At 74.0% G+C, this 19403-nt stretch carries 20 protein-coding genes; 15 read left to right on the top strand and 5 right to left on the bottom strand.

Annotated features, from left to right (window positions below; translation table 11 throughout):
• Positions 1–14: 14 nt before the first annotated feature.
• From ACFYSC_RS21475 to ACFYSC_RS21450, 6 genes are all read left to right on the top strand, one after another.
• Positions 15–1547, top strand: a complete 1533-nt coding sequence (locus ACFYSC_RS21475; RefSeq protein ID WP_389964254.1) for an ABC transporter substrate-binding protein — start codon at positions 15–17, stop codon at positions 1545–1547.
• Positions 1544–2506 carry an ABC transporter permease subunit gene (locus tag ACFYSC_RS21470; RefSeq protein WP_389964251.1) on the top strand — a complete coding sequence of 321 codons (963 nt, stop codon included), beginning with the start codon at positions 1544–1546 and terminating at the stop codon, positions 2504–2506. The genes ACFYSC_RS21475 and ACFYSC_RS21470 overlap by 4 nt, the downstream gene beginning before the upstream one ends.
• On the top strand, positions 2503–3339 hold the full coding sequence (locus tag ACFYSC_RS21465) for an ABC transporter ATP-binding protein (protein WP_389964248.1): 837 nt from the start codon (positions 2503–2505) through the stop codon (positions 3337–3339). The genes ACFYSC_RS21470 and ACFYSC_RS21465 overlap by 4 nt, the downstream gene beginning before the upstream one ends.
• The gene (locus ACFYSC_RS21460; protein WP_389964245.1) at positions 3339–5999 is read left to right on the top strand and encodes a fumarate reductase/succinate dehydrogenase flavoprotein subunit; all 2661 of its coding nucleotides are present in this window, start codon (positions 3339–3341) and stop codon (positions 5997–5999) included. The genes ACFYSC_RS21465 and ACFYSC_RS21460 overlap by 1 nt, the downstream gene beginning before the upstream one ends.
• A 158-nt stretch (positions 6000–6157) precedes the next feature.
• Positions 6158–7147 (top strand): phosphotriesterase, encoded by a 990-nt coding sequence (locus ACFYSC_RS21455; protein WP_389964243.1) that lies wholly within the window; start codon positions 6158–6160, stop codon positions 7145–7147.
• A 39-nt stretch (positions 7148–7186) separates the two neighbouring features.
• Positions 7187–9481, top strand: a complete 2295-nt coding sequence (locus ACFYSC_RS21450; protein WP_389964240.1) for a hypothetical protein — start codon at positions 7187–7189, stop codon at positions 9479–9481.
• Between the two features lie 103 nt (positions 9482–9584).
• Here the strand turns inward: ACFYSC_RS21450 and ACFYSC_RS21445 are convergent, their stop codons facing one another.
• Together ACFYSC_RS21445 and ACFYSC_RS21440 are read right to left on the bottom strand one after the other, a co-directional pair.
• The gene (locus ACFYSC_RS21445; protein WP_389964237.1) at positions 9585–10532 is read right to left on the bottom strand and encodes a tetratricopeptide repeat protein; all 948 of its coding nucleotides are present in this window, start codon (positions 10530–10532) and stop codon (positions 9585–9587) included.
• Positions 10519–10653 carry a hypothetical protein gene (locus tag ACFYSC_RS21440; RefSeq protein WP_389964234.1) on the bottom strand — a complete coding sequence of 45 codons (135 nt, stop codon included), beginning with the start codon at positions 10651–10653 and terminating at the stop codon, positions 10519–10521. Before ACFYSC_RS21440 ends, ACFYSC_RS21445 begins: the two co-directional genes overlap by 14 nt.
• Before the next feature lie 274 nt (positions 10654–10927).
• Here ACFYSC_RS21440 and ACFYSC_RS21435 point away from each other — a divergent pair, with 274 nt between their 5' ends.
• The 4 genes from ACFYSC_RS21435 (at position 10928) to ACFYSC_RS21420 (ending at position 13241) form a co-directional block, all read left to right on the top strand.
• The gene (locus ACFYSC_RS21435) at positions 10928–11464 is read left to right on the top strand and encodes an NUDIX hydrolase family protein (protein ID WP_389964231.1); all 537 of its coding nucleotides are present in this window, start codon (positions 10928–10930) and stop codon (positions 11462–11464) included.
• 82 nt (positions 11465–11546) lie between these two features.
• Complete coding sequence (locus tag ACFYSC_RS21430; protein WP_389964228.1) at positions 11547–11930, top strand: ArsR/SmtB family transcription factor; 384 nt, start codon at positions 11547–11549, stop codon at positions 11928–11930.
• Between the two features lie 55 nt (positions 11931–11985).
• Positions 11986–12465: an SRPBCC domain-containing protein gene (locus tag ACFYSC_RS21425; protein ID WP_389964225.1), complete on the top strand. Its 480-nt coding sequence runs from the start codon at positions 11986–11988 to the stop codon at positions 12463–12465.
• Positions 12466–12650: 185 nt separating this feature from the next.
• The gene (locus ACFYSC_RS21420) at positions 12651–13241 is read left to right on the top strand and encodes a TIGR03086 family metal-binding protein (RefSeq protein ID WP_389964222.1); all 591 of its coding nucleotides are present in this window, start codon (positions 12651–12653) and stop codon (positions 13239–13241) included.
• Positions 13242–13349: 108 nt separating this feature from the next.
• On the opposite strand, the gene ACFYSC_RS21415 is transcribed toward ACFYSC_RS21420, so the two are convergent.
• Positions 13350–13718 carry a VOC family protein gene (locus ACFYSC_RS21415; RefSeq protein WP_389964219.1) on the bottom strand — a complete coding sequence of 123 codons (369 nt, stop codon included), beginning with the start codon at positions 13716–13718 and terminating at the stop codon, positions 13350–13352.
• A 97-nt stretch (positions 13719–13815) separates the two neighbouring features.
• Here ACFYSC_RS21415 and ACFYSC_RS21410 point away from each other — a divergent pair, with 97 nt between their 5' ends.
• Positions 13816–14265: a MarR family transcriptional regulator gene (locus ACFYSC_RS21410; protein WP_362932947.1), complete on the top strand. Its 450-nt coding sequence runs from the start codon at positions 13816–13818 to the stop codon at positions 14263–14265.
• Between the two features lie 104 nt (positions 14266–14369).
• On the opposite strand, the gene ACFYSC_RS21405 is transcribed toward ACFYSC_RS21410, so the two are convergent.
• Positions 14370–15059, bottom strand: coding sequence for a pentapeptide repeat-containing protein (locus ACFYSC_RS21405; protein WP_389964215.1), 690 nt, complete (start codon positions 15057–15059; stop codon positions 14370–14372).
• 182 nt (positions 15060–15241) lie between these two features.
• On the opposite strand from ACFYSC_RS21405, the gene ACFYSC_RS21400 reads away from it, so the two are divergent.
• Positions 15242–16249 (top strand): hypothetical protein, encoded by a 1008-nt coding sequence (locus tag ACFYSC_RS21400; protein ID WP_389964212.1) that lies wholly within the window; start codon positions 15242–15244, stop codon positions 16247–16249.
• Positions 16250–16255: 6 nt separating this feature from the next.
• Here the strand turns inward: ACFYSC_RS21400 and ACFYSC_RS21395 are convergent, their stop codons facing one another.
• A complete protein-coding gene (locus ACFYSC_RS21395; RefSeq protein WP_389964209.1) occupies positions 16256–16999 on the bottom strand; it encodes an endonuclease/exonuclease/phosphatase family protein in 744 nt (247 codons plus the stop codon).
• A gap of 114 nt (positions 17000–17113) precedes the next feature.
• On the opposite strand from ACFYSC_RS21395, the gene ACFYSC_RS21390 reads away from it, so the two are divergent.
• The 3 genes from ACFYSC_RS21390 to ACFYSC_RS21380 are packed head-to-tail and all read left to right on the top strand — an operon-like array spanning position 17114 to position 19333.
• On the top strand, positions 17114–17470 hold the full coding sequence (locus ACFYSC_RS21390) for a hypothetical protein (RefSeq protein ID WP_389964206.1): 357 nt from the start codon (positions 17114–17116) through the stop codon (positions 17468–17470).
• Positions 17471–17486: 16 nt separating this feature from the next.
• Positions 17487–18818 carry a hypothetical protein gene (locus ACFYSC_RS21385; RefSeq protein WP_389964203.1) on the top strand — a complete coding sequence of 444 codons (1332 nt, stop codon included), beginning with the start codon at positions 17487–17489 and terminating at the stop codon, positions 18816–18818.
• A 59-nt stretch (positions 18819–18877) separates the two neighbouring features.
• The gene (locus ACFYSC_RS21380) at positions 18878–19333 is read left to right on the top strand and encodes a YchJ family protein (protein ID WP_389964200.1); all 456 of its coding nucleotides are present in this window, start codon (positions 18878–18880) and stop codon (positions 19331–19333) included.
• Positions 19334–19403: the final 70 nt, after the last annotated feature.

Raw genomic sequence — 19403 nt, 5'->3', positions numbered from 1 at the left:
AGGATCACAAGGACATGCGACCCCTCCGCGCGGCCGTGCTGGCCGCCCTGATGCTCGCCGTGCCGGGCTGCTCGGTCGCCGGAGCCGCCGGAGCCCCCGGGACCGCCGCCGGCGGCGGCGAGGGCGGCGCGAAGACCCGGCTCGTCATCGGCTACCAATCCAAGACGATCAACACGGTGACCGCGGGGACGCTGCTGCGCTCCCTCGGCTATCTGGAGAAGCGGCTCGGCGGCGAATACGCCGTCGAGTGGCGCGACTACGACACCGGCGCCCCGATCACCGCCGAGATGGTGGCGGGGAAGATCGACATCGGCTCGATGGGCGACTACCCCCTGCTGATCAACGCCTCCCGCACCCGGGACATCGAGGAGGCCCGCACCAGACTGGTCTCGATCACCGGCTACAACCTGCGCGGCGCGCTCAACATGGTCGTGGTCCCCAAGGACTCTCCCGCGAGGAGGCTGGCCGACCTCAGAGGGAGGAGGATCTCCGCCAGCGTCGGCTCCGCCGGGCACGGCACCCTCGTCCAGGCGCTGGAGAAGGCGGGACTCGACCCGGCGGACGACGTCGAGGTCGTCAACCAGCAGCCCCCGGTCGGCGCCTCGGCCCTGGAGTCCGGCGGCGTCCAGGCGTACGCGCAGTTCGTCGCCTGGCCCGGCCTGCTGGTCTTCCAGGACAAGGGCCGGCTGCTCTACGACGGCGCGGCCCTGAACGTGCCCACCTTCCACGGCGTCGTGCTCCGTGAGGCGTACGCCCGCGAGCACCCCGAGGTGGCCGACGCGTTCCTGAAGGCGCAGATCGACGCCACCCGCTACCTGCACGAACACCCCCTCCAGGCGGCCGGGAGCGTGGCGGAGGCGACGGGACTGCCCCCCGAGGTCGTCTACCTCTACAACGGCCCCGGCGGCATCTCCACCTTCGACGTCACGCTCAAGCCGCCGCTGCGGGCCGCCCACGAGCACGACGTGCCCTACCTCAGGCGCATCGGCGACGGGTTCACCGGGGTGGACGTCGCCGCGTTCACCGACGACACCTACCTGCGCAAGGCGTACGGCCCGGCCTACGACACCGACGCGGCCTCCACCGCCAACCCCGCCCGGATCTCCGGCACCGACCCCGTCTGCGGCGTTCCGGTGGACGACCCGGCGACGGCGTCGGAGCTGTGGTTCGCCGGCGAGGCCACCACCCGGCCCGCGGCGACGCCCGCCTGCCTGCTCCGCCAGATCGCCGAGGCGGGCGTCAAGGGTGTCAAGGGCGTCAAGGGCGCGAAGGACGGGGAGGGAGCGGAAGGCGCCGGGGATGCCGGGGGCGCCGGGGGCGGCCCCGCCGTCCGTGCCGCGTACGTCCCCGACGCCGCGACGGGCACCCGCTGGTTCGCCGACCGGTCCGTCTGGGTCAGGGACCCGAGCGCCGCGAAGAACGCCCGGTTCCTCCCCTTCACCACCCAGGACGGCGCCGACGCCTACCGCGCCGCCCACCCCGGGGCGGAGACCGTCTCCTACGACGACGCCGTCAAGGCCGCCGGCGCGGAAGGAGGCTCCCGGTGACCGGCACCCGGAGCGCGCCCAGGGCCGCCGCCCCCGGGACCGCCGACACCCCAGCCGTCTCCGCCCTTCCCGAGGCTCCCGGCGCGGTGGTCCCCGAGGCTCCCGGCGCGTCCGGCGCGTCCGTCCCCGAGGGTTCCGCCGTGTCCGCCCCCCCGGGACCCAGGGCTCCCACCGCGTCCGGCACCGCCGTCCGCTGGGCGACCAGGGCCGTCTCCCTGCTCGTGGCGGCCGGTCTCTGGCAGGTGCTCACCGTCACCGACGCCCGCCTGTGGCTGAGGTTCGACCGCCTGCCCTCGCTCGGCGAGATCGCCGGGCGGTTCGCCGAACGGCTGGCGACCCCCGTCTACTATCTCGACCTGGCCCAGAGCCTCGTCCGCATCCTCACCGGCTTCATACTCGCCGCGCTCGCCGGCGTCGCGGTGGGGGTCGTGGCCGCCCGCTCCCGCCGCGCCGCCGACGTGCTGCTGCCGCCGCTGGAGGCGGTCCGGCCGATCCCCGCCATCGCCCTGGTGCCGATCGCGATCCTGCTCTTCCCCGCCGATGAGCAGGGGATCGTCTTCATCACCTTCACCGCGGCCTTCTTCCCCGTCATGGTCAGCACGCGGCACGCCGTACGGGCGCTGCCGACGATCTGGGAGGACGCGGTACGGACCCTCGGCGGCGGCCGCCGTCGCGTCCTGTGGCACGTCGTCCTGCCCGGAGCGCTGCCCGGCGTCTTCGGCGGCCTCTCGGTCGGCATGGGCGTGGCGTGGATCTGCGTGATCTCCGCGGAGATGATCTCCGGCGAGTTCGGGGTCGGCTACCGGACCTGGCACGCCTACACGGTCGTCGACTACCCCGGGGTGATCGTCGGCATGGTCACCATCGGCGTCCTCGGCTGGCTGACCTCGGCCCTCGTCGAGCTGGTCGGCCGGCGGGCCACCCGCTGGCTGCCCCGCGCGGAAGGAGCCGGCGGATGACGGCGCTCACCGGGAAGACCGGCCGGCCCGGCCGGGCCGCGACGCGCCCCGCCACCCGTCCCCCGGGCCTGGGGTTCCGCCTGGAGCGGGTCGCCCTCGGCTACGGCCCGGACACGGTGCTGCGCGACGTCGAGCTGGACGTCGCCCCGGGCGAGGTCATGGTCGTCGTGGGCGCCTCCGGATCCGGGAAGTCGACGCTGCTGCGCGCCCTGGCGGGCCTGCTGCCACCGCGCGAGGGACGCATCCTCGCCGGCGGCGAGCAGGTCACCGGCCCCTCGGCGGACCGCGCCATGGTCTTCCAGGACGACGGGCTGCTGCCGTGGCGCTCGGTCCGGCGCAACGTCGAGCTGCCGCTGGGCATCCGCGGCGTCCCCAGGAACGAGCGCGGGAACGCCTCACGGGAGTGGATCGAGCGGGTCGGGTTGTCCGGATCCGCCGGCCGCCTGCCCCGGGAGCTGTCCGGCGGCATGCGCCAGCGCGTGCAGCTGGCCCGCGCCCTGGTCGGCGCGCCGCGCGCGGTGCTGATGGACGAGCCGTTCGGCGCGCTGGACGCGCAGACCCGCGCCGGGATGCAGCGCCTGCTGCTGGACGTGCTGCGCGACACCTCCGCGACGGTCGTGTTCGTCACCCACGACGTGGACGAGGCGCTGCTGCTCGCCGACCGCGTGGCGGTGCTGGGCCGTACCGGGGTGCGGGCCGTCCTGGACGTGCCGCGCCGCCCGGACGGCGACGACGCACCGGCCGGCGGCGAACCGGCTTCCGCGGCCGGACCGGCCGCCCTCGACGACGCGGTCCGCGCCGAACTGCGCGACCGCATCCTGAAGGAGCTTTGATGGACGTCCCCCCGATCGAGGACCGCCTGGAGCTGGAGTGCGAGGTGCTCGTCGTCGGCGGCGGGACCGCCGGCACGATGGCGGCGATCACCGCGGCCGAGCGCGGCGCGCGGGTCCTGCTGCTGGAGAAGGCCCACGTACGGCACAGCGGCGCGCTGGCCATGGGCATGGACGGCGTCAACAACGCGGTCATCCCCGGCAAGGCCACCCCCGAGGACTACGTCGCCGAGATCACCCGGGCCAACGACGGCGTCGTCAACCAGCGGACCGTCCACCAGACCGCCACCCGCGGCCACGAGATGGTCCGCAGGCTGGAACGCTACGGCGTGAAGTTCGAGAAGGACGAGTACGGCGAGTACGCGGTCCGCCGCGTGCACCGCTCCGGCAGCTACGTGCTGCCCATGCCCGAGGGCAAGGACGTCAAGAAGGTCCTCTACCGGGTGCTGCGCCGCCGCGACCTGCGGGAACGGATCCGCATCGAGAACCGCGTCATGCCCGTCCGCGTTCTGACCGACGGCGGCCGGGCCGTCGGCGTGGCCGGGTTCGACACCCGCAGCGGGCGGTTCGTCACCGTCCGGGCCGGAGCGGTGGTCCTGGCCACCGGCGCCTGCGGGCGCCTCGGCCTGCCCGCCAGCGGCTACCTCTACGGCACCTACGAGAACCCGGCCAACGCCGGCGACGGTCACGCCATGGCCTACCACGCCGGCGCCGAGCTCAGCGGCATCGAGTGCTTCCAGATCAACCCGCTGATCAAGGACTACAACGGTCCCGCCTGCGCCTACGTCGCCAATCCGTTCGGCGGCTACCAGGTGAACAACCGCGGCGAGCGGTTCGTCGACTCCGACTACTGGTCGGGTCAGATGATGTCGGAGGTGGCCGCCGAGATCGCCTCGGCCCGGGGCCCCATCTACCTCAAGCTCACCCACCTGCCCGAGGAGACGATCAGCGCGGTGGAGGGCATCCTGCACTCCACCGAGCGCCCCACCCGCGGCACCTTCCACGCCGGGCGCGGCCACGACTACCGCACCCACGACGTCGAGATGCACATCTCGGAGATCGGCCTGTGCGGCGGCCACTCCGCCTCCGGCGTGTGGGTGGACGAGAACGGGGCCACGACCGTCCCCGGCCTGTACGCGGCCGGTGACCTGGCCTGCGTCCCGCACAACTACATGATCGGCGCGTTCGTCTTCGGCGACCTCGCCGGGGCGCACGCCGCCGCGCACCACGCCGTCCCCGAGACGCTGCCCGGGGAGCAGGTCGCCGCCGCCCACGAGCTCGTCTACCGTCCGCTGCGCAACCCCGACGGGCCGCCGCAGCAGCAGGTCGAGTACAAGCTGCGCCGGTTCGTCAACGACTACGTCGCCCCGCCCAAGACCGGCGCCAAGCTGGACATCGCGCTGGAGTCCTTCGAGCGCATGCGCGGCGAGATCGCCGCGATGGGGGCGCGCACCCCGCACGAGCTGATGCGCTGCGTCGAGGTGGACTTCATCCGCGACTGCGCGGAGATGGCCGCCCGCTCCTCGCTGGTGCGGACCGAGAGCCGCTGGGGCCTGTACCACGAGCGGGCCGACCTGCCGGAGCGGGACGACGCCGGCTGGCTGTTCCACCTCAACCTCCGCAGGCGGCCCGACGGGGCGATGGAGTTCGTCAAGCGCCCCGTCGAGCCGTACCTGGTGCCGGTGGAGGAGTTCCGTCCGGTCCCGGGGGAGCCCGTGGTCCTCGGCGCCCACACGACCGCCGCGGTGCGCCGTGCCGCCGGGACCGGCGCGGCGCGGGCGGCGGCGGTCGGGCACTCCCCGCGGATCCTGGAACTGCAACGGCTCGCCGAGGAGCAGCCGTCCGCGGACCGGTTCGCCCCCTACCTCGCCGACCCCGACCCCAAGGTCCGCAGGGCGGCGATCGCGGCGCTCACCGAGGCCGTACCTGAGGGAACCGGCGAGGCGCTGGTCACCGCGCTCGCCGACGACCGGGGGACGGTACGGCGCGCCGCCGCGGCCGGCCTGCGGGAACTGGTCGAAGTGCTGCCCGCCGCCCCGGGCCTGGCCGCGGGACTCACCGCGCAGTCGGGCAGCCCCGACCCGGTGGTCCGGAGCGCCGCGCTGGACGTCCTGCGCGCGCTGCGCCTGGGCACGCCGGAGATCTTCGCCGCCGCCATCGGGGACGGCGACCACCGGGTGCGGATCGAGGCGATCCGCGGCCTGGTCTCGCTGGACGAGTCCGGGCTCGTGGCCGCGGCCGCGGGCGACCCCTCACGCGAGGTCCGCGTCCGGGTGGCCACGGGCCTGGGCACGATCGGCAAGCCCTCGGCGGCGCTGGCGGAGCTCGCCGGCGACCCCGACCCGCTCGTCAGGGCCGCCGCGCTGGAGTCCTCGGGAGCCACCGGCTCCCCGCTGACGGCGCACGCCGTACGGGCGCTGGGGGACGACGCCTGGCAGGTGCGGGTCGGCGCGGCGCGCTGCCTCGGGGCGTGCGACCCCGACGAGGCCACCGGCCCGCTCGCCGCCGCCCTGGCCGACGGCAACCTCGACGTGCGCAAGGCGGCCGTGCTCGCCCTGGCGCCCTGGGCGGCCAGGCCGGGCGTCGCCGAGGCGCTGCGCGCCGCCCTGACCGACACCGACGCCGACGTACGGGCCCACGCCCGCCGCGCCCTGACCGGCTGAGGGGCCCACCGGTCCGGCCCCGGACCGGTGGAATCCGGACGAGGCGGACGAGACGGCCGGTGCGGGCGGCGGCCTCTCCCGCCGCCTCTATCACCGCCTCTCCCGCCGCGCGGATCACCTCCCGTAGGCTCCACGAAGGATCTCGCGAGGAGCCCCGCATGAGCGCAGTGAACACCGTCCGCGGCCCCGTCGAGGCGGACGCCCTGGGCCGCACGTACATGCACGAGCACATCTTCGTGCTCACCGCCGACGTCCAGCGCAACTACCCGGGGGAGTGGGGGGAGGAGGACCGGCGGGCCGCCGACGCGGTGGACAGGCTGCGGGCGCTGGCCGCGCAGGGGGTGCGCACCATCGTCGATCCCACCGTCGTGGGCCTCGGGCGCGACGTCCACCGCGTCCGGCGCATCGCCGAGCAGGTGCCCGAACTCAACATCGTCATGGCGACCGGGCTCTACACCTACGACAGCGTCCCGTTCTTCTTCCGCCACCGGGGACCGGCCCTCAACGAGGCGCTGGGCGCCGACGTGCCCGACCCGATGGTCGAGATGTTCCACGCCGACATCACCGACGGCATATCCGGCACCGGCGTGCGGGCCGGGATGCTCAAGTGCGCGATCGACCGGCAGGGCCTGACGCCCGGCGTGGAGCGCGTGATGCGCGCCGTCGCCCGCGTCCACCACCTGACCGGCGTCCCCGTCACCGTGCACACCCACCCGGAGTCACGGACCGGCCTGGACGTCAGGCGGGTGATGTGCGAGGAGGAGGGCGTGGACCCGGGCCGGATCGTGCTCGGCCACAGCGGGGACACCACCGACTGCGACCACCTCGCCGAGCTGGCCGAAGCCGGTTTCGTGCTGGGCATGGACCGTTTCGGCCTCAACCTCGACACCACCTTCGAGGCCCGCGCCGGCACCGTCGTGGAGATGTGCCGGCGCGGATACGCCTCCGCCATGGTCCTGTCCCAGGACGCCGCCTGCTACATCGACTGGATCGACCCGGACGTGATGGCGTTCCTGCCGCAGTGGCACTACCTGCATCTGGACCAGGAGGTCCTTCCCCACCTGCGCCGCAGCGGCGTCACCGACGAGCAGCTCACCGCCATGCTGGTGGACGTCCCGCGCCGCGTCCTGTCCCCGGCGGCCCCGTGAGCCGTCGTGCCTCGCCGGATCCTCGGGGAGGATGGCGGGATGTCGCATATCAGGATTCCGGCGGCCGGCATGGCGTCCGGCGCCGCGCAGACGGTCGACGAGACGACCCTGGTGCGCGCCTGCCGGGAGGGGCGGGCCGTACGGGCGCGGAACGGAGGGAGGCTCGTCGTCGAGGCCCGGCTGGTGCGCGAGCTGTGCCGGCGGGGACGCGAGGAGATCGACCCGCGAGGACTGACCGTCGAGGGCGCCAGGATCACCGGGGATCTCGACCTGACGGGGATGGAGGTGCCCTTCCCGCTGCGCTTCACCGGCTGCGTGTTCGACCGGCCCGTCGACCTGGACGGCGCCGACCTGCACCTGCTGGCACTCGACGGCTGTACGGTGCCCGGCCTGCGGGCGAACGGGTTGCGGGTCCGCCGTGACCTGGACCTGTCCAGGTCACGGATCACCGGCGACCTGCGGACCACGGCCAGCACCTCCCGCGTCGCGGCCGTGTGGCTGTGCGAGTCGGAGATCGGCGGACGCCTGCTCTGCCTCGACACGGTCATCGAGTCCTCGGACCGGGCGATCCAGGCCGACCGGATGCGGGTCGGCGGGACGGTCCGGCTGCTGCACGGATTCGAGGCGCGCGGCGGACTGCGGCTGCTGGGAGTGCAGGTGGCGGGGTCGCTGGACCTGACCGGCGCCCGGCTGACCCGCCCGGACCGGGGACTGGCGCTGGACCTGGGGGACGCGCAGATCGGCGGCAGCGTCTTCCTCATCGACGACCAGACCGGCCGCCGTCCGCTGGTCCGCGGCTGCGTCAACCTCGGCAACGCCCGGATCTCCGGGCGGCTCCTGATCCGCCACACCACCTTCGAACCCGCCGAGATGGTCAGGGGCGCCGGGTACGCCGACGGACGCGACGGGGGAGACGCGATCAGCGCCCCGGGGCTCTTCGTCGGCGGCGAACTGAGCGTCGAGGGCGAGTGCCGGATCGGTGGCGGCGTGGACCTCGCGATGGGCTCCTTCGGCGCCGTCCGGATCCACCGGGGAAGCTCGTTCACCGTCGGCGGCGGACGCGCCCTCGACCTGACCAACGCCGAACTGCGCTCCGGTCTGCTCATCCAGGCGGGGACGACGGTCGAGGGCACGCTGAGGCTGGCCGGGACGCGCATCAGGGGCGATCTGGTCGTCCGGGACACCCGGTGGAGCCGGCCGGAGAGGGACACGCTCATCGCCGCCCAGGGCGTCATCGTCGACGGCGTGGCCGACCTGCGCGACGTCGAGACCGACGGCGGCAGGGCGGGGTTCCGCTCCGCGACCCTCGGCGGCGTCCTGGACGTCCAGGGCGCGCGCCTGCGCAATCCGGGCGGCGAGGCGCTCGCGCTGCAACAGGCTCTGGTCCGCGGTCCGGTGCTGCTCGGCGGCGGGTTCGCCGCCGAGGGCAGGGTGACGCTGAACCGGTGCACGGTGGAGGGCCGGCTCGACTGCGACGGCGGCACGTTCGCCGGAGGGCTGGACGCGGTCTCGGCCACGGCGCGCAGCGGCATGCGGCTGCGCTGGGCCGAGATCCCGCCGCGGGTGAACCTGACCGGCGCGTCCACCACGGTGCTCGCGGACGACCCGGCCCGGTGGCCGCGGGATTCGGCGATCTCCGGTTTCGTCTACGACCGGTTCGACGGCGGGTGGGACTGGCGGGCCCGCCGCGACTGGCTGCGCGCGGTCGTCCCCTTCGACGCCGGTCCCTACGAGCAGGCGGCCAGGGTGTTCCGTCAGCACGGACGCCCGGTGGAGGCCGAGAACCTGCTCATCGAGCAGCGGAGGCAGGCCAGGAAGACGCCCCCGCCGGGCGGCCCCTCGCCGAGCCGGTGGATCAGGAACACCCGTGACACGCTCTACGGCCTCACCGTCGGCTACGGCTACCGTCCGGGCCGGGTGCTGTGGATGCTGGGCGCCCTGCTCGCCCTGGTGGGCGTCATGACGATGAGTCCCGCCGTCCAGCAGACCCTCCGGGCCACCGACCCGCGCGGGAACGTCTACGCGGTGGACGGACGGCTGGTCACCGTGGACGAGGTGTCGGCGGCCCGGGACGGCACCGCGACCGCCGCGCCGCGCGGAGCCCGTCCCGGGCCGTGCGGGGACGGGCAGGTGCGCTGCTTCGACCCGCTGTTCTACACCGTCGACACCGTCATCCCGCTCGTCTCCCTGGGCCAGCGCGCGACGTGGTATCCGGAGACGCGCAGCCCGGCGGGGCGGTGGGTCTCGGCGTCGCTGAACGTGGCCGGCCTGCTGGGCTGGCTGCTGTCGACGGTGGTGGTGCTCTCCTTCGCCCGGCTCGCCCGCCCGGCCTGAGGCCGCCGACGCGCCGTCCCGCCCGGCCGGGAACCGCCGGGAACCGCCGCCGGTCCTCCGTGCCTTCGCCCGCCCGATCCGGGACCACCGTCCACGTCCTTCCTCACCCCCGCACGGACGCCGCCAGGCGCAGCACCTCCGGGTGGTCGGGGCCGAGGGCGAGGCGCTTGACGCGCAGGGCGTCCCGCCGCCGCCGCGCCGCCTCGCCGGCGCGGCCCCGGAGGGCGTCCAGGCGCGCCAGGTTCACCTGGCACACCGCCACCTCGTAGTGGTCGCCGCCCAGGTGCTCGCGCAGGATGCCCTCGGCCCGGCGCAGCGCGTCCTCCGCCTGGTCGAGGTCGCCCCGCTCGGTCAGCAGCGCGCCCAGCACGGTGAGGTCGGCGGCGACCTGGACGTGCCGGGGACCCAGCACCGCGCGCCTGATGCCGATCGCCGCCCGGATATGCCGTTCCCCGTCGCCGTCGCGCCGGGCGTGGGCGAGCCCGGCGAGGTTGTGCAGCGCGTCGGCCCGCGTCAGCGGGTCACCGCCGTGCCGCTCCAGCAGGGTCAGCGCCTCCCGGTAGAGGACCTCCGCCTCGCCGTACCGTCCGGTCTCCTTGCACAACACTCCCAGGGCCAGGCGCACCGCCACGAGCCGCCGCCGTCCGGTTCCGCCGGCCGCGCGGGCCGGTTCCTCCGCGCGGCGCAGGTACGCCTCGGCCCGGTCGTACCGGGCCAGCCTGCGCTCGACGTCGCCCAGCAGGACCAGCGCGTCGGCGAGCGGTCCGTCACGTCCCGGACCCGGCGGCGCGGCGGACAGCGGACCCGCCGCCCGCAGGGCGCACTCGCGCGCCGGCCGGTGGCGGTGGAGCCCGTGCCACAGCGACGCGAGCTCCACCATGAGCGCCGGGTGCGCGGCGGGATCCATCCGGTGCGCGACCTCCTCCGCGCGCCGCGCCCACCGCTCGCCCTCGGCGTACCAGCCGCGTCGCAGGCAGTAGGCCCCCCGGAGGACGCGCCGCCGGGCCACGCGGGCCCGGCGGCGGCCCAGGAGACCGTCAGTCCTCGGCAAGGGACGGCTCGCAGTGGTTGGCGATGCGGATGCCGGCCTCCACGACATCGCTCGTCATGACCGCCAGGAACGGTACGGCCAGCACCGCGGCCGCCATCCGGACACCTCTGATCACTCGCATGGCTGCTCCTCGTCGTCGGGGATGTTCCTCCTCACGGTGGCCGCGGGGACTTGTGACCCGGTTGGAAACGGCTGTCCCGTCCGACGCCGGTGCTCCCCGGGGGCCGGCGGCGTCCCGTGCCCGGGCCCCCGGCTTTCCACGGTCCCGGCTCCCGGCGGTCCGTCCCCGGCTGCTTTTCACGGCCCTCGGCCCCCCGTCCCCGGCGGCCCGGTGACGGGGGAGGAGCCAGGGGAGCCGCCGTGCCCCGCGGCCTGCGGCGACGTACGATCGACCAATGACCGAAATGACCGAAACAACGCCCGGTTGGCTTTCCCGCGAGGAGCTGGAGCTGACGCGCGAGCGGATGCCCATCCTCTACGTCGACGCCGTGCCCGTGCGCGTCGACGACACCGGGGTGGTCACGCACGTCGGCCTGCTGCTGCGCATCGGATCGGACGGGACGGTCAGCCGCGCCCTGGTCTCCGGGCGGGTCCTCCACCACGAGCGGGTCCGTGACGCGCTGCTGCGCCACCTGGAGAAGGACCTCGGCCCGGTGGCGCTGCCCCGCGTCCCGCCCTCGCCGCAGCCCTTCACCATCGCCGAGTACTTCCCGACCGAGGGCGTCACGCCCTACCACGACCCCCGCCAGCACGCGGTCTCGCTGGCCTACATCGTGCCGGTCGCCGGGGACTGCCGTCCCCGCCAGGACGCCCTCGACCTGGTCTGGTTCACCCCCGAGGAGGCGGCGTCGCCGATGGTGCAGCAGGAGATGGCGGGCGGCCAGGGTGTCCTGCTGAAGCAGGCGCTGGCGCACGTCGGCTGCCTCACCTGACATCCCGGCGGCGCGGGCCGGGCACGCCAGGCAGGGAGGGAGCGACTTGATAGGTAGGGGATTTCCTACCTATAGTGGGCGCGTGACCGACACACGCGCCGGGTCCGCCCGGCCAGGCGGCGGCGTGCCGTCGAAAACCGCGGACGCGGCCGGGGACCGGGTCTTCGCGGCGCTGGCCAGCCCCGTGCGCCGGGAGGTGCTGCGGCTGCTGCGCGAGGAGGGGCCCCAGCCCGTCCAGCGGATCGCCGGCCGCTTCGACATGGCCCGCCCCAGCCTCTCCGAGCACCTGAGGGTGCTGCGGGACGCCGGGCTGGTCAGCGAGCGCAAGGCGGGCAGGCAACGGCTCTACCGGCTGGAGGCGGTCCCGCTGCACGAGGTGCGCGAGTGGCTGGACCCGTTCGAGCGGTTCTGGCGCGAGAGGCTCACCGGGCTGCGCGACCTGCTCGACGACATGGACGAGTCTTGACCGCCCCCGGCCGTCCCGCCGCCCGGGAGCGGCGGGCTCCCCGCCGGAGGCACCGATGACCGGCGACGACCCGACCGCCCTCCACCTCGACCAGTTCCTGCCGCACCCTCCGGCCAAGGTGTGGCGGGCGCTGACCGAACCGGAGCTGATCGCCAGGTGGCTGATGCCCGGCGACTTCCGGCTGGAGGTCGGGCACCGCTACACCATGCGCGGCGTCGCGATGCCCGGAACCGGGTTCTCCGGCGTCGTCCAGGCCGAGGTGCTGGCCTTCACCCCCGGGCGGATGCTCCGCCTCGGCTGGCGCGACGCCGCCCCCGGAGACGGAGCCTGCGTCGACTGGACGGTCACCTGGACACTGGAGCCGGAGGGCACCGGCACCCGGCTGTTCCTGACGCACGAGGGCTTCGACCCGGACGACCCCCTCCAGCGGCGGGCCCACACGATCATGGGCGGCGGCTGGCGGTCCCGCGTCGTGCCCGCCCTGACGGACGTCCTGGACCGCCTCCCCTTCCCGGACCCTTCCCGGGTGAGGTGAAGAGTCCCCCGGATGACCGGGCGCCGACCTCGCGGCGGGACGGCCGGAGCCAGGACTCCCGGCTCCGGGCGGCTGGAACCCGAACCTCCCGGTCCCGGCCGTCCGGGGCACGGATTTCCCCGCTCCGGACGTCCGGAGCACGAACCTCCCCGCCCCGGACGGCCGTGGCGTACGAAAGGATGACGATGTCTGACATCGCGGAGAGATACGGCCGGCTCGCGGACGGCTTCCTGGCCCGGATCGAGGCGACGCCCGGCGACCGATGGGACGCCGTCAGCCCCTGCCAGGGCTGGACGGCCCGTGACGTCGTCGCGCACGTCGTCAACGGACACCGCGGGATCATCGCGGTGGTGCGCGGCACGCGCCCGGAACCGGCGCACGGCGTGGGCGTCTCGGGCATGGCGGGTGCCCCGGAGGTGGCTCCGGGCGCGGACCTGGCCGCCGCCTTCGCGGAGTGCCGGGCGGGCGTGCTCGCCGTACTCGCCGATCCGGACCTGGCCGCCGCGGGCTTCCGTGCCCCCGTCGGCTCCGTCACCGTGGCGGAGGCGGTCGACACGATCGGCGCGCTGGAACTGCTCGTGCACACCTGGGACCTGGCCCGCGCCGTCGGCGGGGACGAGACCCTGGAGGCCGAGGCCGTCGTGCGGACCTACGAGGCCCTGCGTCCCCACTACGCCGCGCTGCAGGCCACCGGCGCGTTCTCCCCGGCGGTCGATCCTCCGGCCGGCGCCGGCCCGCAGACGAGGTTCCTCTGCTTCGCCGGCCGCCGGCCCTGACGGCGGACGCTCTTCCGGCCGCCGCGCCCGGCGAAGGGCGTTCCTCCGGCCCTTGCTCCCGGCGGCGGAGCGCTTCCCGGGGCAGGCGCCTGCGGGTCGCCGCCCACGTCAGCCGCCGTGCACGGTGAGGGCGTAGCCCTCGGGGCCGGTGAAGGTGAACATGCGGCCGAAGGGGCCGTCCTGCGGCGGGACGAGGATGGGCACGCCTGCGGCGGCGAGGCGGTCGTGCACGGCCTGGGCGTCGTCGGCGGCGAGCCACAGGGCGACGCCCAGGCCGGGCCGCCCGCCGTCGAGGTCGGTGCCGGGCAGAGGCTCGCGGACGGCGAAGGGGATCGGCCGGGTGTCGAACACGATGGCGTGCGGGGGCGCGGCGGGCGCGCGGACGAGGCCGAGGTGCTTCTCGAAGAAGGCGGCGGCGGTCTCGATGTCGCGGACCTGCAGGGCGAGGAAGTCGGGGCCGGTGACGGTGGCGCTCATGGGGTGCTCCCGGGCGGTTTCGAACCGGAGTCCTTATGTCAGGACTTTGACATGACCAAAGGTATACGCACCCTGTTGCCTATGTCAAAATATTGACATGAAAGAAGAGGCGCCGAATCAGACCGAGAAGGTCACGGACCATGTGGGATACCGGCTCAAGCGGGCCGCGGCGGCGTTGCGGTCCGCGATGGACCAGGTGCTGCGCGATCACGACCTGACCGTGCCGCAGTACGCGTGTCTGGAACTGCTGGACGAACGCCCGGGGATCTCCGGGGCCGAGCTGGCCCGGAGCACCTTCGTCACCCGCCAGTCCTCCAGCGTGGTGCTGCGCGGCCTGCAGGAGGCGGACCTGGTCACCCGGCCCGCGACCGCCGACCACGGCCGGGCCCTGCCGGTCCACCTCACCGATGAGGGACTGGCCCGCCTGGAGGCGGCGCGCGCCGCGGTCTACGCGGTCGAGCGGCGCATGATCCAGGCGGTCCCGCCCCGGCGCCTGGACGCCCTGCTGGCCGACCTCGACCGGATGGCCGCCGCCCTCGACGGCTGACCGGCCCCCGGCGGACGGAGCGGGCCGCTCACGGCCGGGCTCCGTCTCCGCGCCGCTCCATCATGGCCCGTGCGGTCCCTCCGGCTCCCGGAGGACGGCGGGGCTCAGCCCTCGATGGTGATGCCCATCGCGCCGGCCAGGGCGTGGACGAGCCCCTGGGCGTCCCGGTCGCTGACGGTGGCGCCCGCGAAGGCGGTCACGCCGCCGATGCCCAGCAGCACGCAGTCGGTGAAGCGGGCGCCGTCCATCCGGGCGCCGGAGAACTGGGCCCGGGTCAGGTCGCACCGCTCGAACCGTACTCCCCGCAGGTCGGCGTTCTGCAAGGTGGCCTCGGGCATGACGCAGTCACGGAAGACGACGTTCTTGAAGGAGGAGAAGCGGAAGCCCGCCAGATCGGCGCGGCAGCCGTCGAACGTCACCTCCCGGAAGACGCATTCGGTCCACCCCATGCCGGTCAGCCGGCTCGCCGACACCCGCGCCCGGTGCATCGACGACGTCACGGCCCGCATGTTGGACAGGTCGCACCGCTCCAGCTCCACGTCGGCGAACCCGCCACGCATCCGCGTGCCGGAGAACCTCGTGTCGGCCAGCCGGCAGCCCTCGAAGTCGACCGCCTCCACGTCGAGGGACGACAGGTCCGCGCCCTTGAACTCCAGTGCCCGGTAGGTGCCGTCGTCCACCAGGCCGTGCTCCGGCAGCCGCGCGGCGGCGAGCGGCACGGGCAGCCTGGGCGCGGCCGGCTCCTTCGGTCCGCCGGGCCGCGCGGACCGGTCACGGGAGGGGCGGGAAGGCATGGGAGGGAGCCTATAGCCGGCGCGCCCCCCGGGGGAAAGCCCGCGCCGGCCCGGCCGGCCCGTCCCCGGGACCCGTACGGCGGGCCGCGCCCGCCGTACGCCGGCGGTCCGCCCCATGATCTTGCGAAGATCACGAAGAGGTGTAAACCTGGTGCGCCGGTCCCCGTACCGAGGAGGCGTCCATGACCGAACCCGACCCGATCACCACCGCGGACCTGTGGGATCTGAAGGCCGATCCGGCGCGCCTCGACACCCTGGCCGGCACGTGGCGCGGCCTCGGCACCAAGGTGGGGAACGCGGAGGGCCTGATCAACGAGGCCGCGCACGCGGTGTTCTCCAAGGAGGACTGGACGGGGGACACCGCCCAGTCGTTCAACGACTATCGCAAGAGGCTCACCGCCGACGTGGAACGGTTCGGCCGCTGGGCCGCCAACGTCGCCGACCTCCTCTCCTACACCGCCACCGTGCTGCGTGTGCAGCAGGGACTCCTTGACGACGAGCGCAGAAAGCTCGGTGCGGTGCCCGTGGCCACCGACCTCGACGCCCTGACCTTCCGCCCGCGCGACGCCGGACAGACGAGCCTGGTCACCGGCGCGATCAACACGGCGAAGGAGATCCGCGGCCGGGTGGACGAAGTGCTGGCGGAGAAGAAGCGCGACATGAAGTTCTACGAGGACCAGTTCGAGCTGATCGCCAAGGAGTGGAAGCCGCGCATGGTGCGCATGCTCAACCTCAACATCGGCCAGGGCGCCGGCAACTCGCCCGGCGACTCGAAAGGCACCGACTCCGGTGACATCCCCAGAATCGCTCAGGTGATCGCCGACCAGGACGCGGACGTCGCCACCATTCAGGAGGTCTTCCGGCATAACACCTTCGACCTGGAGGAGGAGCTGGAGAAGCGGACCGGCGACAACTGGGAGGTCAGGTTCGAGGAGGCGAGCAAGAAGTACCACGCGAGCGACGACTGGCCCATCATCGGAGACGTCATCAACGCGCCGTTCGGCAACGCCGTGCTCGTCCGCGAGGGCGACGTCATCGAGGGGGCCGGCGACAACGAAAAGGTGAAGCTGGACGTCGACGGCGGCAGCATCACGGTGCCCGCCAACGAGCCCGGCGCGGGCGACAGGCGGATCGACGACGGCGAGGGCCGATCCGCAGCCAGGACGGAGGTGCGGATCAGGCCCCGGTGACGCCGCCTACCAGTTGGGGACGTCCACATCGACCCGCTGCGCGTCATGGTCGGAGGTGGCCCCGTCGACCAGGACGGGCTGTCCGCTCAGGGTGAAGGCCGGCGAACCCGCGACATGGTCGATGCGGGTCCCCGAGGGAGACGTGCCGACGACCTCGCCGTTCCCGTCGACCGCGCCCGAGTAGACCGTGTACCCCTCCCTCTTGAAGTCGTGGATGGCGTCGCCGGAGGAGTTGTTCTTCGGGTTGTCCCCGTTGTTCGTCACGATGTTGAGGTCGCCGCCCAGCAGCGACGGCCCGCGGTTCATGGCATCGTGGAGCCGGTCGATCTGGCCGGTGCGGACGAAGTCGTCGTACTCGTGCAGGCCGTGGCTGTGCACGTGCGCGCTGTAGACGTCGAATGACTCGTTCGCCCCGGCGAACAGCCGGTCGGCGATCTCGTCGTCCAGCTCCCTGAACGCCTTGATGACCCTGTGGAGCCTTCCCTCGTCGGAACGGAGCACGCCGATGAGGATCTCCGCCAGGCCGTCGGCCGACGCCTGCAGGTCGGCGTGCGCGGAGCCGGCGGAGGTGGCCCCGCTTGTGCCGCCGAACGCGTTGGAACCCGGCATGCCGGGCACGGGAATGTAGGTCACGGCTCCGGGACCGCCGGCGAGGGCCACCCGCCCCCGTGTGACGGCCTTGTGGGCCTCGCCGACCTTCCCGGCCAGCTTGCCGACCGCGCCGAAGTCCATGCTCGCTTCGCTGCTCATGGCCGGACAGCGTAGAACAGATGATCATCCTGGCGCGAGGGGTTGTGGGCGCGCCGCCCACGGTGGCCGATGTAAGATCATTTGTGGTTGTCGTTGGGACGAAGGGGACACCGGATGGCAGAGGTGCTGCGCTTCGACAGGTCATCGCTGATCGGTGCCGGTCAGGGCATGCTGGACGCCGCGGCCGACTTCGAGCGGCACGCCGGCGGCCTGCTGGCGACCGTGCGCGGCACGGGGGGCACGGCGTGGGGCGGAACCTCCACGGGTGCGGAGATGGACCTGCTCGGCGACCTGCTCGGCGACGTCTGCCGTCTGCTGCACTCCCACCTCCACCAGACCGGCGGCGGCATCCGCGCCGTGGCCGACGACCTCCGCTGGACGGAGGCCGATACCTCCGCCGTCGTGCAGGGCTCCGGCGCCCCCGCCGTCGCGCACGGCCCCGGCGCCGCCCGCGCCGGCCGGCCGGTCTGACCGGCCGCATGCCCACATGGCACTGACCCTGCCCCCGGAACTGCAGGCCCCGTTCGGCCTGCTCGGCGTGCGCTGGCCACCGGAGGACGAGGACCACATCCGCGCCTGCGGGGCGGCCCTGCGCACGTGCGCCGTCGCCCTCGACGGCCAGACGATCCCGACGGCGCACGGCGCCGTCAGCCACGCGGCCCGGCACAACACCGGCGACCACATCGACGCGCTGACCGGCCACTGGGCCGACTACCACGCCGACGACGCGCGGTCCGGCCACCTGCAGAGCCTCACCGTCTCCCTGCATGCCCTGGCGGACGGCTGTGACCTGTTCGCCAAGATCGTCGAGATCGTCAAGGCCGTCCTGATACTCCTGGCGACCTATGTCCTGCTCGCCCTGGTCTGGGCGGCGTCCATGGCCGTCGTCTCCGGCGGGCTCGCCGCGCTCAGGGCGCGCGGCTTCGTCATGATGCTGCGGACGTTCGCCAGGAAGGCCGTGGCGACACTGCGTGGCAGGCTCGAACGATACTTCGGCAGCAGGCTGATCCGTGCCGTGGAGACCCGCCTGCGCCGCATCCTGCACGCCAAGCCCCCGTCGTTCCCGGCCCGGCCGGCGGGCTCGCCGCTGCGCCGCGCGTACGGGGTCAAGGGCCTGGCCGCCTCGTCCGCGGGCGTGGCCTGGCTGGTCGAGGGGCAGCCGGAGAGCCGCCCGCGCCCACCCCTGGACATCCCCGAGAAGGGCCCGCGTGACGGCCGGTACGACCTCGGCCCGGCCCGGGACCCCGGCATCCCCTACGACGACCCCTGGCCGTACGACCCGGACGCCGAGCCCTCGCTCGGTGACCACGCGGCCTGGCACAGGTGGCGGGCGCTGCAACTCGCCGAGGAGGCGACTCCGGGGTTCGACGAGGCGGCCGCCACCTTCAAGCACTACCTGGACGGGAATGGCGGCGACTACCACATCGACTACGACAAGGCGTACCGCGACGACGGACTGATCCGCGACGCCGTGGACGCGGAGATCCGTCGCGCCCAGGAGAACGCCGAGCGCGTCCACCGGGAGACCGGACGGCGGGAGTTCCAGATGACCGGCGAACCGGCCGCCGTCAATCAGACGGGGACCAAGAACTGGGAGTTCGCACTGGGCCGCCACTCCATCTGGGGCAGCGCGGACGTCCGGGTCGACGGCGACCGGGCCACCATGGAGATCACCGTCCACGCCTACGACCGCTACAACTTCAACCGCGAGGACAAGTGGATCAACCAGGAGAACGGCCGGTTCGAGACTCTCGGCTGGGCCAGGTCCTATGACACGCACGGATCCCTGAAACGGAAGATCACCTGGACTCTGCCCTGACCGGCCCGTACTCCGCGGCCGGGAACCGGCACGGTCCCGGCGCCGGGCACAATGGGGGCGTGTCCCGACGCAGCTCACGCTCCCCGCGCCCGTCCGCCGCCTCCGCCGGTCCCTGCCCGTGCGGGCTGCCCGCGCCATACCGCGACTGCTGCGGACGGCCGCACCGGGGGGAGACCGCCGCGCCCACCGCGGAGGCGCTGATGCGCTCGCGGTACAGCGCCTTCGCCGTCGGCGACACGGCGTACCTCCTGCGCACCTGGCATCCGCGGACCCGCCCGCCGCGTCTCGACCTCGACCGCTCGCTGCGGTGGACCGGCCTGGAGGTCCTGGAGACGACCGGCGGCAGCGCGTTCCACACCGAGGGCACCGTGCGCTTCCGCGCCTGCTACGTGGAGGGCGGAGCCGAGGGGCGGCTGGAGGAGCACAGCCGTTTCGTCCGCGAGGAGGGCGCCTGGGTGTACGTCGGGGCGCTCCCGGACCCGTCCGCGAGTCCGGTGGGCGATCCGCGGCTTTAGCGGGGTTCACGAAACCGGCCGCCGGATGGGTTCCGGGCCGCCGCGACGGGACGACCGGCCCGGCGGGCCG

The sequence above is a fragment of the Streptosporangium sp. NPDC004379 genome, assembly GCF_042873875.1.
Lineage (GTDB): Bacteria > Actinomycetota > Actinomycetes > Streptosporangiales > Streptosporangiaceae > Streptosporangium.
The sequence above is the reverse complement of the archived record's forward strand: the minus strand, read 5'-3'. Positions and strand labels throughout refer to the sequence as shown.

Excerpts from the sequence above, each read along its gene's own strand:
- ACFYSC_RS21475 (WP_389964254.1), top strand. The coding sequence starts at position 15 with ATGCGACCCCTCCGCGCGGCCGTGCTGGCCGCCCTGATGCTCGCCGTG.
- ACFYSC_RS21465 (WP_389964248.1), top strand. The coding sequence starts at position 2,503 with ATGACGGCGCTCACCGGGAAGACCGGCCGGCCCGGCCGGGCCGCGACG.
- ACFYSC_RS21460 (WP_389964245.1), top strand. The coding sequence starts at position 3,339 with ATGGACGTCCCCCCGATCGAGGACCGCCTGGAGCTGGAGTGCGAGGTG.
- ACFYSC_RS21455 (WP_389964243.1), top strand. The coding sequence starts at position 6,158 with ATGAGCGCAGTGAACACCGTCCGCGGCCCCGTCGAGGCGGACGCCCTG.
- ACFYSC_RS21450 (WP_389964240.1), top strand. The coding sequence starts at position 7,187 with ATGTCGCATATCAGGATTCCGGCGGCCGGCATGGCGTCCGGCGCCGCG.
- ACFYSC_RS21440 (WP_389964234.1), bottom strand. The coding sequence starts at position 10,653 with ATGCGAGTGATCAGAGGTGTCCGGATGGCGGCCGCGGTGCTGGCCGTA.
- ACFYSC_RS21435 (WP_389964231.1), top strand. The coding sequence starts at position 10,928 with ATGACCGAAATGACCGAAACAACGCCCGGTTGGCTTTCCCGCGAGGAG.
- ACFYSC_RS21425 (WP_389964225.1), top strand. The coding sequence starts at position 11,986 with ATGACCGGCGACGACCCGACCGCCCTCCACCTCGACCAGTTCCTGCCG.
- ACFYSC_RS21420 (WP_389964222.1), top strand. The coding sequence starts at position 12,651 with ATGTCTGACATCGCGGAGAGATACGGCCGGCTCGCGGACGGCTTCCTG.
- ACFYSC_RS21415 (WP_389964219.1), bottom strand. The coding sequence starts at position 13,718 with ATGAGCGCCACCGTCACCGGCCCCGACTTCCTCGCCCTGCAGGTCCGC.
- ACFYSC_RS21410 (WP_362932947.1), top strand. The coding sequence starts at position 13,816 with ATGAAAGAAGAGGCGCCGAATCAGACCGAGAAGGTCACGGACCATGTG.
- ACFYSC_RS21405 (WP_389964215.1), bottom strand. The coding sequence starts at position 15,059 with ATGCCTTCCCGCCCCTCCCGTGACCGGTCCGCGCGGCCCGGCGGACCG.
- ACFYSC_RS21400 (WP_389964212.1), top strand. The coding sequence starts at position 15,242 with ATGACCGAACCCGACCCGATCACCACCGCGGACCTGTGGGATCTGAAG.
- ACFYSC_RS21395 (WP_389964209.1), bottom strand. The coding sequence starts at position 16,999 with ATGAGCAGCGAAGCGAGCATGGACTTCGGCGCGGTCGGCAAGCTGGCC.
- ACFYSC_RS21390 (WP_389964206.1), top strand. The coding sequence starts at position 17,114 with ATGGCAGAGGTGCTGCGCTTCGACAGGTCATCGCTGATCGGTGCCGGT.
- ACFYSC_RS21385 (WP_389964203.1), top strand. The coding sequence starts at position 17,487 with ATGGCACTGACCCTGCCCCCGGAACTGCAGGCCCCGTTCGGCCTGCTC.